Below are 12,038 nucleotides of genomic sequence, written 5' to 3' on the forward strand. Positions count from 1 at the left end.
GGATATATCAACAAAAAAGCAGATGCTGCCTGGCAGTATCTGCTTTTTTGCGTTAAGCAGCTAAGAATGGGACGAATCTTAATTTTCGAATAAGTTTGCAGGCATAAACATTTGTAAATTTCTTACCTCTGGGTGTCCTAAATCCGTACTTGTTGAGTTGAACCGCAATTTCTGCTTGTTTTAGTTCGCTCTTAAGGCATTTCTCAACAAATGCGACTAATATCGGGTTTGTTATGTACCTAATAGCTTTTTGCCGATTAGCTTCCTGACCTTTTTTTGCAGCTTCTCTTGTTAGGTTACCAGGTGAGCCTAATTTAAAACCCCTTTTCTTCTTCTCTGCTAAAGCTAATTTTGTTCGTATGCTTATAAGTTCCCGTTCTCGCATAGCAATTCCAGCTTGGACTGCAATCACAAAACTGTCCAGTTGCCCATACTGAGAAGGAATGTCGCAGCTTACGAGCCTGTTATTTAATTGTTTAAGAATCTGAAAAGTATGTCCAACATCCCGAGACAGGCGATCTAACTTGGCGACTATTAGAGAGTATTTGTGTTCCTGACACATTGAAATTGCTTCTTTTAGCAAGGGCCTGTTTTCGGTGCTCTTTCCACTAGCAGATTCTGTATATACAAATACAATACTCGCATTCTCTAATCTTGAATAGTGTTCGATAATAGCTTTTTGAGAATCTAAACCGAGCCCGGATCGTTCCTGTTTTGAGGTGCTTACCCGAAGGTATGCAACATATTTTTTCATTCTTACTTTTGGCTATCGGTTTTAATCAAGTAACCCTTCCCTGTTACGCTAGTTGTGTATCCAGCATAGCTGATTAAGATTAAGGGAACTACAGTCCTTCGGGTAACGAATTTAGGCTGTACGATTCCGTCGATTCTATGGTCTTTGCATGCTTTAAGGTAGGCTTGCTCTCGTCTAAATTCTTCACTCTTTCCACCTCCGAAGGGAAGAAATAGAAACCAGATTTTAGTGAAACTTTTGCTTGTCTCTACATTAGAAGTAATCCTGTAATCGTCTCTCCGAAGATTCGACAACTGAGTGTCATTAACAGAATTGAAATTTTGGTTTGAAGTTTTGCCAGGTTGAACGGTACAAGCTGAGCAAATGTAGAATAGTAGAATTACGAGTAAAATAGGGTGTTTTTTCATTGTTTATTTGATTTAATTGGTGGTTGTACAAATCTAGATAAATTGTTGTAGATTTTTTGTTCTTCGTTTAATAGGTTTGTTCATTAATTTGAGGCTTTCTTTTATGACTAATTTTTTTAATACATCTGCGTAATATTTCTGGGTGGTTACAATTGACGTATGTCCGAGTATTTTTGAGACGACTTCAATTCTAATTCCATTGTTAAGAAAATATGTCCCAGCTGTTTTCCTGAGAACTTTTGTTTTTAGTTCGAAGCTTAATCCAAGATACCCTTCAAACACGTGTAAGTGTCTGTTAAATGTGTTTATGTGCATTTGGGGTAATTTGTAGTTATGCTTTTTTAGTACCTGTCGAACGATTGGCAATATTGGTACAATTGCTGCCTCTTCGTTTTTGCCCCGGTAAAGGGAAACGTAGTCACTATGTTTTGCGCCTTCTTGAAGTTCGGTTAAATCTGAGTAATCTACCCCACTTCTGCATATAACTATTGCAATATCCTGAATTTGCTTTAATATACCGTGTAGTTTCATTGAAGCAAATGAGTCGAAAATGTCATCTTCGAGGTAAACTTTTGCCCTAGGCTTCTGTCTTGACATTTCTTCAAAGCTTAGGATATTGCTTTTAGTATATTTTTTCTTTTTAGCATAGTCAACTACTTGGCTAAGATAGCTTGCAAACCTAAGCGAATGGTCATTTGATATTGACTTAACCTCCTTTAAAAAATTAAAATATTCCTTAGCGGTATTCTCTTGGATTTGCTTGAATTTCATATTTGGCAGTTGTAGCTCCTCAATTATGTATCCCTCAAAGTGTAAATAGGAGTTCTTCCACTTATTTAAGGTCGATGGTTTGAGTTTTTGCTTGTACTTTACTTCAGTGAGAAATTCACGATAGGTTTCCAAAATTGTAGGCTTAGGAACCTCCTTCATTATGTAGGCTCTTCTTACGTCATTGGCAACGAATTCCTTTCCTTTCATAATCCAGGTATTAATTATTCTGGTGATGTCGTTCCGTATAAGATCAAGCTTAATGTTTTCCTGGTTCTGCCCAGATAGGTCACTTTCGATAACTTGATCTTGTGGGTTCCATTTGTTCTTGTTTGTCCTAATACCTGTTGAGAAGTCGGTTGACCACTCGTCATTGTAAAATATGCGCGCATAGATGGGGACTTTCTGCGATTTTTCTGAGATTCCTTGCGATCTGGTGCGGAAGTAGATGTGATGGTTCATTTTTTTTAAGTTCATGGGTGTGAGTTATTTAGAGTGTTTGGTTATTTTTTGTATGTACACAAAGAAATAACTGTACCTAAATCTGTTAAAATTTGCCCATGATTGTAATTTATATTGATTACAAATATTGAATTATAGGATTCCTTTAGGAAGAGATATGCAGATTTGGGGATAAAAAAGGAAAACCGTAGAAAATTGAGTTTTCTACGGTTTTAAGGGGCTAAAAATCATTAAGATATTTGCGTGTGAGCCTCCTATCGGGATCGAACCAATGACCTACTGATTACAAGTCAGTTGCTCTACCAGCTGAGCTAAGGAGGCTTTTTTCAACGTTTTCGATTTGTTTGTCGTTTAACGTGATGCAAAATTAGTAGTTTTCAGTGTAGTTTGCAAGCCCTCTGAAAACATTTTTCGTTCTTTTTTCCAGGAAAAAGTACAATGTTCTGATTTTCAAAAACTTGAACCATGAAAAAAAATTAAACTTTTTTTTAAGATTTAGTACATTCTATACTCCTTTTGACAATTTTAAAGAGATTTTAAGATAATCTGAACATTTACCTCATAAAAAAAGCGAACTTCTCAGTCCGCTTTTTTTAGCTTTTTATATTTTTCTATCCTTCCGCCTGTCTTACCAGTTTCAATTGTTGTTTCAATTGAGCGATTTCTGACTCGGCTTTCTTAATCTTTCCTTCAAACTCTCCTCTAAGTTTCTCAGAGTTTTTACTTCTGGCGAAAAATTCAAGGTTGTTTTTAGTCAGAGAAATGTCATTTTCCAAAGCCTGAATACGGCGACGAATATCATTTTCTTTTCTGATGAGATCTTTTGAAGATAGGCTTTCCAATTTTTTCTGGAAATTGCTTTCGCTGTTGATACCCAATTGTTCTCTTTCAGAAGAAGACAATTTACCCATTGCACTTACATATTTGTTTACGGCAGCAATGTATCTCTTCTGGATGTTCTGCATGTCTTTTTTAGGCACATAACCTATCGCAGACCACTGGGCTTTAAATTCAGCTAATTTGCCAACTTCTGCACCTTCTTTGGCTTCTGCCTCAATCTGATCGCACAGAGCTGTTTTCTTTTCCAGATTGGCCTCAAATTCTTTTTCTACTTCCTGGTTCTTTGCACGTTTGGCATTGAAGAAAATATCACAGGCATTTTTGAATCTTTCGTAGATAGAATCTTTTTGTTTTTCCGGAACATGGCCGATACCTTTCCAGTCTTTCTGTAACTGTATTACTTTGTTTGTCGCCTCAGCAGAATCTTCTCCGCTCGCAACCAGGGCTTCTACAGCTTCAATTAGCTGCTCTTTTGCTTTCAGGTTTTCTTCACGCTTTGCTTCCAGCTGTACAAAGAACTCCCCTTTGTTTTTAAAGAAAGTCTTGATATCAGACCAGAATTTATTGCTAAGCGATTTTCCTTCTTCTCTCGGCATGCCACCTTTCACACTATTCCATTGATCCTGCAAAGCCAGTAATGCCTTGGTACGGTCATTCCATTCGTTGATAGAACTGGAATTGAAAGAAGTGAATGGCTCTACCAGTTCGGCGATAGAAGCTTTTAATTTGTAATTCTGCTCAAATTCGGCCTTCTGGGTTTCAAGTTGCTCTCTGCGTTTAGCGTAAATTACATCTAAAGCATCTTTCACACGTTGCCATACCAACTCATTGGCTTCTTTAGGAGCAGGACCGATGTGCTTATATTCTTCAAAAATCGCTACTGCATCATCCAGTACTTTGCCCGATACCTCCTCAGTTCTGGCAGTTTCCGCCATTTTTTCGAGTTTCTCGCAAAGCTCAATTTTATGCTGAAGATTTTTCTTACGATCCAGTTCAAGCAATTCGAAATAAATACTACGATTACTATAGAAACGGTCAACCAGCGCATGGAAAGTCTGCCATAGCGTGTTATTATGCGGAGAATTGATGTTTCCGGCATTTTTCCACTCTTCCTGGATCTTTTTGAACTCAGAAAAACCGGTTTTAATCGCTGCGGGATCTGTGTTATCCTCTCCTTCTACAATAGCACGAAGGCGATTGAGCAATTCGGTTTTAACACTGAAATTCTTGTCTTTTTCCTTTTCTACGCTATTGAAATACTTAGAACGTTCTTCTTTAATAGTTTTGAAAAAGCTGTCAAATTTTTGAGTGTATTCATCAGCTTTAAAGTCAAAACCTTCTTCAGAACCATCATTTTCAAGTTTAAAGGCTTCTAATGCTTCTTTGCGCTCGGTGTTTCTGATTTGTTCAAAAATCGGACGAACCTGTTTAAGGGTATCTTCCGACTTACGGAATGCCCCGACAGATGGCTCGGCTTTTACATTGGCCAGGACTTTTTCCAGCAAATCGACAAAATCTTTCTTCTGGAAGTTAGAGTAATCCACAGCATGAGCCTCATCTGCAGGCTCATCCTGAACTGCTCCCAATTCCAGCACTTCCGCGGTTTTTTGTTCGAGTTCCTCTTTCTCCGTGATTTCTTTTTCTTCGTTAATCATGCTTTCCGTTTACTGTTTACCGTTTGTATTTATTGTTTTTGGTTAAATAGTCTTACAAACGTCTCATATTGCGATACAAAAATAGGAAAAATGTTTACAGATTCTAAGCTAACAGCTTTTTTGCCAGAAATTTATGCATCTTTTACCATTCTCTGTTCTTTCGGATAATAGTTATTTATTCTGTTCGAAAGAATTTTAGCCCAGCCAAGGGGACAATTCCGGTAACTTATCAGCACCCATCCTGTTACAGTCCGGTCTATCTGAAAATCCTCTCTTCTGATATATTTAAGGGCTTCTTCTGTGTTTAAGCCCACTTTTTGTATCTGATCGCCAAGTACTTCAGAATAAGCCAGTTCATGTTCCGGAACCAAATCACCTCCTGCAAACTTGCCAGCATTCAGTCCTGCTTTAATCAGCTGGAAATTTTGCTGAAAAATTCTCAATATATTCTCATGTTCCGGATTAATGAGGTAAATATTCCCCTTTTTCTCAAACCATGTGTATTCTTCTATATTCTTAATCCATTTCCCCAGCATTCCTCTTTCGGTTCTTCTGTTTTTATTGATCTGGGGTTTGGTTCTCCTTAACTCAAATGGCCGCTGTGCTGTGGTTTTTCTGAATACTGCCACAAAAAAACTTTCGTTTTCCTCCGTTTTATTTAAACAAAATCCTGATACAATTTGTTTTTCTGACTTAAATTCATTCAGGACAAAGTTTTTCCAGTCTTTAAAAGTCTCCGGTATTTCAAGCGGAAGATTTCTGATTCCAAACTCTTCTTTCATCCATTCGAGTACGTTCAGGTGCTGCTCAGCACTTCCTGTATTTCCTGTGTAAATCAGTACCCCCTGTTCCTGCAAGGCATCCCAGGCATCAAGTAATTCTTTCTAAAATGCACCGGAGGTATTGGATTCACTCCCCTGATGCTCTGCAACTTCCTTCAATAATAACTCATTACCATTGATGAGTAAAACGTCAAAAAAGCCTGCCAGATTCTGAAAATCTCCGGGATTATTTTGGGTAACCCAGGTATTCAGTAATCCCAGCTTGCCGAGATTACTGGTGATACTGTTTACTTTATAATTGTTGCTGTCATTTGAAACCAGCAATGAACCCGGAGAAAGCAACCCTGCAATTAAGGTACTGTTTTCACCGTTTCCTGCGTTCAGTTCCAACACTCTCAAATCGCTTGTCAGGTTTATTGTTTTTTTGATTACATACTCTAAAAACATGGACGAAGCTTTCTGCGGGAAATACACTCCGCCGTAATAGTAAGGATCTTGTCTGAAATCAGGAGGATTTTGCCAGTATTTTCCCAGATCAGACCAGATTATCGGAGTTGATTTAAAGTCCTCTACCCATGAATTTTCAGGCATTCTGAGTGGATTTAAACGAATCGGGGTTTCATTTTCCACATTTTGACCTAACCCGGAAATTTCTTCCCGGCCTGACCCTTCAATGGGATAAGATGGCGAAATTGTATCTTGAGGAATCATTGATAATTACCTTTGATGCTTGAAATAAAGGAACCAAAGGTAACGCATTTTGAGGAATAGCTTCAGAAATACGCTGTTTTGTATTAAATCTTATTTCTTTTTCGAACCTGTCTTTTTAGATGTGGCATCCATTATCCCTATTACTCTTTTAATGCCCATAAAGCGTTTGCGGTAATAATCTGACTCAAGATAATCATAACGAATACCTCCGTTCCAGGCTGAGTGGATAAATTTGATGTAATTATCTGTTACTTCTGTTACAATACCAACATGACCGATACGCTTACTTCTGGAATTATGGCCTTTAAAGAAAATTAAATCTCCCGGAATAGTAGCATCTTTTAAAATCTCACTGCCTAATGTTCCCTGCGCAGCACTCCCATGAGGTAAAAGCATTCCGAAATGGTTAAAACAATAACGGACAAAACCTGAACAATCGAAGCCCTTTTTACTCGTTCCACCGGAACGATACCTCAAATGAAGATGATCGCCGGCAAATGACAGAAGGTTATCTGTGAAATCTAAAGACACCGGATTGAATGAAGTTTCCGTAGAATCCTGCCTGGCTGATTGTGCAAAAATCGTTGAAGATAGAATCGCAAAAATGAAAGTCAGAAAGGTTTTTCTCAGCATAAATTTAGGTTTTTGTGAGATAATGCTGAAGCAAATTAGGGATGAATGACTAAAATTCAAAACTTTTTAACATCTAAGATGTTTTAGCTTTTCCGTAATCTCACCTTTCGGGACAAGGCATTTTATGTCTGAAATCTTTTCTATTTACTCATAGGCGCCGTTTTACATCAGAAAAATTTACAGAAAATATGGCTGAAAAGATCGCTGAATAATAGCGCATCAATTTTTAAACGGTCATGCCTTTCTTAACCAATTTAAATAATTTTCACAGAAAAGCCGGCTATTTCAAACAACAACCGGCTTTGCAAAATCAGGTTTTTTTTATCAATACTGATGAAAGGCATCTGAGATAAATTCCAATACGGAAGGCAAAGATTTTCTCCAGTACGTCCAGTTATGTCCCCCATCTCTGATTCTGAACTCGTGAGGAATTTCTTTTTTTCTCATGGCAATATGTACCAGTGAATTTCCTTCAAACAAAAAATCATCGTCACCACAATCGATATACCATCTGACAGCTTTTTTCTGATCGTCAGGAATATTATTGACTAATTCAAGTACACTTTGTCTTTTGTAAAAAGCATCCAGTTCTCCCGCTGTTACTGAGATATTGGCTTTTTTAAATCTGGTTTCAGCATCTTCTTTAGAAAGAGGGCCTGTTCCGGCACTCAAAGGACAGGCGGAAGAGAACAATTCAGGATGATGCAATGCATATGTAAAAGTACCGTCTCCGCCCATGGAAAGTCCTGAAATAGCGCGGAACCTCTTTTCAGCCTTAATTCTGTAGGTTTTCTCTATAAAAGGCATGAACTCCTGAAAGAAGAAGTCCTCATATTTCCATTCCCCTTTGGCATCGTTTGAATAGCCTCTCCTGCCTGTATTGGCATCAGGCATAACCACAATCATCGGGGTTGCCTTTCCTTCTGCAATGTTTTTTTCTAAAATATACTGTATTTCTCCAAACTGAACCCATCCTGTCTGGTCATCCCCTCCTCCGTGCAATAAATACAAAACCGGGTAACTTCTCTGAGAAGTTTCATAATCTGCCGGAAGATAAATGGCATATTTTCTGTCTGAACCAAGAATAATACTCTTAAGACTCAGGTTATCAGACACCTTTCCTGTCTGGGCAGATGCCATGCAGGATATAAAGAGGCTGAATATTAACCAGCCTCCAATCAATTGTTTTTTCATAATTAAACGTGTTTATGAGATCATTAATTAATATTCAGACTTCGTGTATTTACCAGATAAACGTGGCAACGGAACCTCCTTCCAAGGTATAGGTCACTTTTTTACCTTTAAAACCAATATTGAAAGTATGAGCTTTCTGGTTATCGTTCAGTACAATCAATACCTTTTTCCCGTTTGGCGTCAGGAACGCTACATTCGGCAAACTCATGGAGATGTTGGAGGCTATCCTTTTTGAGCCCGGTTTTACAAACTTGGAAGCATGAGCTATAATGTAATAAGCGGGGTTACGGATTACCTCTGACTGATCAATTGTCACGGCACCAAGACATTGAGTACAACCTCCTTCAGTATGAGGATTCTGCTTTGGATCAGCTGCCAGGTTCCATTCCAAAACATTTTTGCTCCAGTTTCTTGGCGCACCAATAATTAACTGTCGGGTATGCCATGCCAGATCCCCCGGGAAATTACCCGGCGAACCTATCCATTGTTCTGTAAAATAAAGGTTCTTGTCGGGATGTGCGTTGTGTACATCAGTCAGAGCACTGATATCTCCGCCATAATGGTGAAAAGCCGAGCCATCAACATATTTTCTGGCTTCCGGATCATTCAGAATGCTGATCGGATAATCAGGTCTGTCAGCATTGTGATCATATAAAATAATTTTTGTGTCTATTTTGGCCGATTTGAACACTGGCCCGAGACTTTTTCTGATAAAATTGGCCTGTTCCTGCGGTAACATCAATAAACTCGGGTTATTTCCCGGATGCAAGGGCTCATTCTGAATGGTTATGGCATCAATACGAATTCCATGCTTTTTCATGCCCTGAATATATTTCACAAAATACCTGGCGTAAACATCATAAAATTCAGGTTTCAGGCTTCCGCCTTTTGAATTACCATTGGTTTTCATCCATACCGGAGGTGTCCAGGGAGATCCGAGTATTTTAATATTCGGATTAATAGCAAGAATCTGTTTCAATACCGGAATCAAATCCTTTTCTTCCGGCTCCAGGCTAAAACTGGTAAGTTTCAGATCAGTTTGTCCTTCCGGTAAATCATCGTATGTAAATACTTTGTCGCTCAGGTCTGAAGCACCGATACTGATTCTGAGATAACTGATCCCTATATTAGCCGCATCACTGGCAAAAAGTTCTTTCAGCAAAGCTGCTTTTTCATCTGCCTTCATTTGATTAATCAAGGTAGCACTTCCTCCTGTCAGGGTAAAACCAAAGCCATCCATGCTTTGAAATGTTTTTGATTCATCTACAAAAATGGTAGAAATGGAATTGTTTACCTTCTGAAAAGTGAGGGTGTCTTTTTGTTTCTGAAACAAGACAGATTTGTCGGCTTTAGTGAGCCAAACCTCAATTCCGGGTGATTGGGCTTTAACTCCGAAGCTTCCAAAAAGGCAGATGACTCCGGTTAAAAGGTTTAAAAAAGATGTTTTTGAGATAAGTTTCATAATTTTTTATATAGTTATTTTGGGTAAAAACAAATATAAAAATAAAGCAGGTCTAAACTGTATGGATTTAGCGTTTTAAGTCGTTTTGTAAATTAACTCTCTGGTAATTATGATGCCTGACTGCAAGAAGATTTTGATAAAACAAGCAACTTAGGTTTCGAAGAATTTTTGCTTAATTTCGGAGAAAATATTTATTCTTATGGTAGATATAAACAAAATCTCGTTCGATTTGAAGGCTTCGATGTCCGAACTCTACGGAGAAAATTTTGATAAATTGATTCTTTACGGTTCTTATGCCCGGGGAGATTTCAATGAAGATTCCGACATTGATTTTTTGTTATTATTAAAAAATAAAGAAGTTAAATTTGGCAATGAAATTATCAAAATCGGAAAATATCGGAGTAATTTAGGATTAAAGCACGGTACTAAATTATCAATTTTTCCTATCTCTTCTTATAAATTTAATTCTACTGAAAAGTTATTTTATCAAAATATCAAACGGGAAGGCATTGAATTATGAAACAAGATGTGGGGACTATGACGCTGAGATAGATATTGATGAAGAACAAGCAAAAATAGCTTATGTGAGTGCCAAAGAGTTTATAAAAGAAGTTGAAAGTTATCTAAATACCTATGGATTTTTATGAATATCAACGTGGAGAGCAACTCTGCTTCCGCAAAAATCAAGGTTTTAAATAAATAAAACTGCATTCAAGTATCTTGTTATAATTTACTCAAAATGAATCAATTATAATACAAAGTCAAAATTAGCACCAAAAGCGGATACCAATTGAGTAATTTTCAAGGAAAGTCATAATAGCCTATTTCGAAATTCTATTATATTTTTTCAGAATTTCCAAAGTCTTTTCAATCGGCAAAGCCTGAATGGTTCCATGCTTGCCTTTCACCGTCCGGGCTGTCAGCAGGGAATTAACGATAGCTTCTTCTGTCGCTTCGATTACAGCCAGAAACAATGCTGACATTTCATCATTTCTCAGTTCTTCATTCAGTTGTTTCGGGGAATTACTATTGTGGGGAATTCTCAAACTCTGTGCTGTCGAAACAGCTATCACATAATCTCCGCTGCCATTGGAGGCGATTCCTCCGGTTTTTCCTAAACCTATCATCGCCCGCTTGGCAAGTCTTTCGAGGTTACGTGAAGTAACCGGAGCATCCGTCATCACTACCATCATGCAGGAGCCGTCAGCAGGGTCGTTAAGCTGGTCGTTGAGGAAAAACTGATTTAATTCTACTCCAACCGGAGCACCCGCTATTTCCAGGACTCCCCCAAAATTGCTCTGAACCAGTACTCCGACTGTATATCCTCCGGATTTCTTTGGCAAAATTCTTGAAGCAGTACCGATCCCGCCTTTAAAACCAAAGCAAACTGTTCCGGTACCTGCGCCAACATTCCCCTCCTCCACTTTTCCGGATTTTGCAGTAAGAATTGCCTGTTTTGCCATAGCTTTGCTGACATGCCTTCCGGCAATATCGTTCAGAAATCCATCATTTGTCTCCCCGACTACCGGATTCACTGAACGGACTTCTTCATTTCCTTTCAGGGATAAAGTATAATCAATCACAGCATCACAAACAGTTGGTACTGAGAGTGTATTGGTGAGCAAAATCGGAGTTTCGAGATTTCCCAGTTCTTTTACCTGACTAATTCCGGATAGTTTGCCGAAACCATTACCGATATAAATAGCTGCCGGAACCTTTTCCTGAAAAAGATTGCCATTGTGAGGTAAAATGGCCGTCACTCCGGTCTGAATACTATCTCCTGTCTGAATGGTACTTTGCCCGACTAACACACCCTTTACATCGGTTATGGCATTATTTTCTCCGGTTTTCAGAACGCCAATCTTTATTCCGTAATCTCTTGCTCTTTTTTGAGAAAAGCCGTAAAAAGTATTCAGGCAAATGAGTAGAAGTATGAACAGGTATTTCATAGGTTTTATTTAAGCAAAAATTCCTGAAGTTTTATTGTTTTTGCTGCCTTACCGGAAGCAGATGAAGTTCTTCAATGGCCTTGAAAATAGGAATAAATTCAACACCAAGCTCGGTGAGTGTATATTCCACGTGCAAAGGTTTTTCCCGAATTACCTTCCGTTCCAGAATATTGCTTTCTTCCAACTCTCTCAGAGCATTGGTGATAGCCTGTTTGGTAGCTTCCGGAAGGAGTTTCATAATTTGTCCGAATCTTACCGGGCCATTGCTTGCATAACTGAAGATACAGGGCTTCCATTTTCCCGTCAGCATTTTGAGTAAATATTCTTTAGGACAAGCCAGATTTGTGTGTTCTGATTCAGTAGTCATAATATTTTGACTAATTGCGGGTGAAAAAGAGTTGGTATAACTTCGCTCCAAAGT

Annotated in this window: 12 protein-coding genes and 1 tRNA gene; 2 read left to right on the top strand and 11 right to left on the bottom strand. The window is 38.3% G+C overall.

The features are described from left to right. Nucleotides 1–52: 52 nt before the first annotated feature. From BM179_RS09525 to BM179_RS09570, 9 genes are all read right to left on the bottom strand, one after another. Nucleotides 53–754 carry a recombinase family protein gene (locus tag BM179_RS09525; RefSeq protein WP_092015842.1) on the bottom strand — a complete coding sequence of 234 codons (702 nt, stop codon included), beginning with the start codon at nt 752–754 and terminating at the stop codon, nt 53–55. A 440-nt stretch (nt 755–1,194) separates the two neighbouring features. After that, on the bottom strand, nt 1,195–2,406 hold the full coding sequence (locus BM179_RS09535; RefSeq protein ID WP_092015850.1) for a tyrosine-type recombinase/integrase: 1,212 nt from the start codon (nt 2,404–2,406) through the stop codon (nt 1,195–1,197). 233 nt (nt 2,407–2,639) lie between these two features. After that, a tRNA-Thr gene (locus tag BM179_RS09540) sits at nt 2,640–2,712 on the bottom strand. A 290-nt stretch (nt 2,713–3,002) separates the two neighbouring features. Continuing rightward, nucleotides 3,003–4,886 (bottom strand): DUF349 domain-containing protein, encoded by a 1,884-nt coding sequence (locus tag BM179_RS09545; protein ID WP_092015853.1) that lies wholly within the window; start codon nt 4,884–4,886, stop codon nt 3,003–3,005. A gap of 131 nt (nt 4,887–5,017) precedes the next feature. Continuing rightward, nucleotides 5,018–5,743 carry a methyltransferase RsmF C-terminal domain-like protein gene (locus tag BM179_RS09550; protein WP_092015856.1) on the bottom strand — a complete coding sequence of 242 codons (726 nt, stop codon included), beginning with the start codon at nt 5,741–5,743 and terminating at the stop codon, nt 5,018–5,020. Between the two features lie 27 nt (nt 5,744–5,770). Then, nucleotides 5,771–6,379, bottom strand: coding sequence for a hypothetical protein (locus tag BM179_RS09555; RefSeq protein WP_092015859.1), 609 nt, complete (start codon nt 6,377–6,379; stop codon nt 5,771–5,773). A 90-nt stretch (nt 6,380–6,469) separates the two neighbouring features. Continuing rightward, nucleotides 6,470–7,012 carry a C40 family peptidase gene (locus BM179_RS09560; protein WP_092015863.1) on the bottom strand — a complete coding sequence of 181 codons (543 nt, stop codon included), beginning with the start codon at nt 7,010–7,012 and terminating at the stop codon, nt 6,470–6,472. A 324-nt stretch (nt 7,013–7,336) separates the two neighbouring features. Next, nucleotides 7,337–8,206 (bottom strand): alpha/beta hydrolase, encoded by an 870-nt coding sequence (locus BM179_RS09565; RefSeq protein ID WP_092015866.1) that lies wholly within the window; start codon nt 8,204–8,206, stop codon nt 7,337–7,339. 49 nt (nt 8,207–8,255) lie between these two features. Further along, entirely contained in the window at nt 8,256–9,668 is a 1,413-nt protein-coding gene (locus BM179_RS09570) for a glycoside hydrolase family 30 protein (RefSeq protein WP_092015869.1), read from the bottom strand. A gap of 199 nt (nt 9,669–9,867) precedes the next feature. On the opposite strand from BM179_RS09570, the gene BM179_RS09575 reads away from it, so the two are divergent. Both BM179_RS09575 and BM179_RS25265 read left to right on the top strand, forming a co-directional pair. Then, nucleotides 9,868–10,188 (top strand): nucleotidyltransferase domain-containing protein, encoded by a 321-nt coding sequence (locus BM179_RS09575; protein WP_092015872.1) that lies wholly within the window; start codon nt 9,868–9,870, stop codon nt 10,186–10,188. Beyond that, a complete protein-coding gene (locus BM179_RS25265; protein WP_177219353.1) occupies nt 10,178–10,315 on the top strand; it encodes a HEPN domain-containing protein in 138 nt (45 codons plus the stop codon). The genes BM179_RS09575 and BM179_RS25265 overlap by 11 nt, the downstream gene beginning before the upstream one ends. Before the next feature lie 174 nt (nt 10,316–10,489). Here BM179_RS25265 and BM179_RS09580 read toward each other — a convergent pair whose 3' ends face one another. Both BM179_RS09580 and BM179_RS09585 read right to left on the bottom strand, forming a co-directional pair. Then, the gene (locus tag BM179_RS09580) at nt 10,490–11,617 is read right to left on the bottom strand and encodes a DmpA family aminopeptidase (protein ID WP_092015876.1); all 1,128 of its coding nucleotides are present in this window, start codon (nt 11,615–11,617) and stop codon (nt 10,490–10,492) included. A gap of 31 nt (nt 11,618–11,648) precedes the next feature. Next, nucleotides 11,649–11,984 carry a winged helix-turn-helix transcriptional regulator gene (locus BM179_RS09585; protein ID WP_092015879.1) on the bottom strand — a complete coding sequence of 112 codons (336 nt, stop codon included), beginning with the start codon at nt 11,982–11,984 and terminating at the stop codon, nt 11,649–11,651. Nucleotides 11,985–12,038 lie beyond the last annotated feature (54 nt).

It is taken from the genome of Pseudarcicella hirudinis (assembly GCF_900115665.1).
In the GTDB taxonomy this organism is placed as follows: Bacteria; Bacteroidota; Bacteroidia; order Cytophagales; family Spirosomataceae; genus Pseudarcicella; species Pseudarcicella hirudinis.

Bases quoted from the DNA above. Each gene is read 5' to 3' on its own strand.
- BM179_RS09525 (WP_092015842.1), bottom strand. From the start codon at position 754: ATGAAAAAATATGTTGCATACCTTCGGGTAAGCACCTCAAAACAGGAA.
- BM179_RS09535 (WP_092015850.1), bottom strand. From the start codon at position 2,406: ATGAACTTAAAAAAAATGAACCATCACATCTACTTCCGCACCAGATCG.
- BM179_RS09545 (WP_092015853.1), bottom strand. From the start codon at position 4,886: ATGATTAACGAAGAAAAAGAAATCACGGAGAAAGAGGAACTCGAACAA.
- BM179_RS09555 (WP_092015859.1), bottom strand. From the start codon at position 6,379: ATGATTCCTCAAGATACAATTTCGCCATCTTATCCCATTGAAGGGTCA.
- BM179_RS09560 (WP_092015863.1), bottom strand. From the start codon at position 7,012: ATGCTGAGAAAAACCTTTCTGACTTTCATTTTTGCGATTCTATCTTCA.
- BM179_RS09565 (WP_092015866.1), bottom strand. From the start codon at position 8,206: ATGAAAAAACAATTGATTGGAGGCTGGTTAATATTCAGCCTCTTTATA.
- BM179_RS09570 (WP_092015869.1), bottom strand. From the start codon at position 9,668: ATGAAACTTATCTCAAAAACATCTTTTTTAAACCTTTTAACCGGAGTC.
- BM179_RS09575 (WP_092015872.1), top strand. From the start codon at position 9,868: ATGGTAGATATAAACAAAATCTCGTTCGATTTGAAGGCTTCGATGTCC.
- BM179_RS09580 (WP_092015876.1), bottom strand. From the start codon at position 11,617: ATGAAATACCTGTTCATACTTCTACTCATTTGCCTGAATACTTTTTAC.
- BM179_RS09585 (WP_092015879.1), bottom strand. From the start codon at position 11,984: ATGACTACTGAATCAGAACACACAAATCTGGCTTGTCCTAAAGAATAT.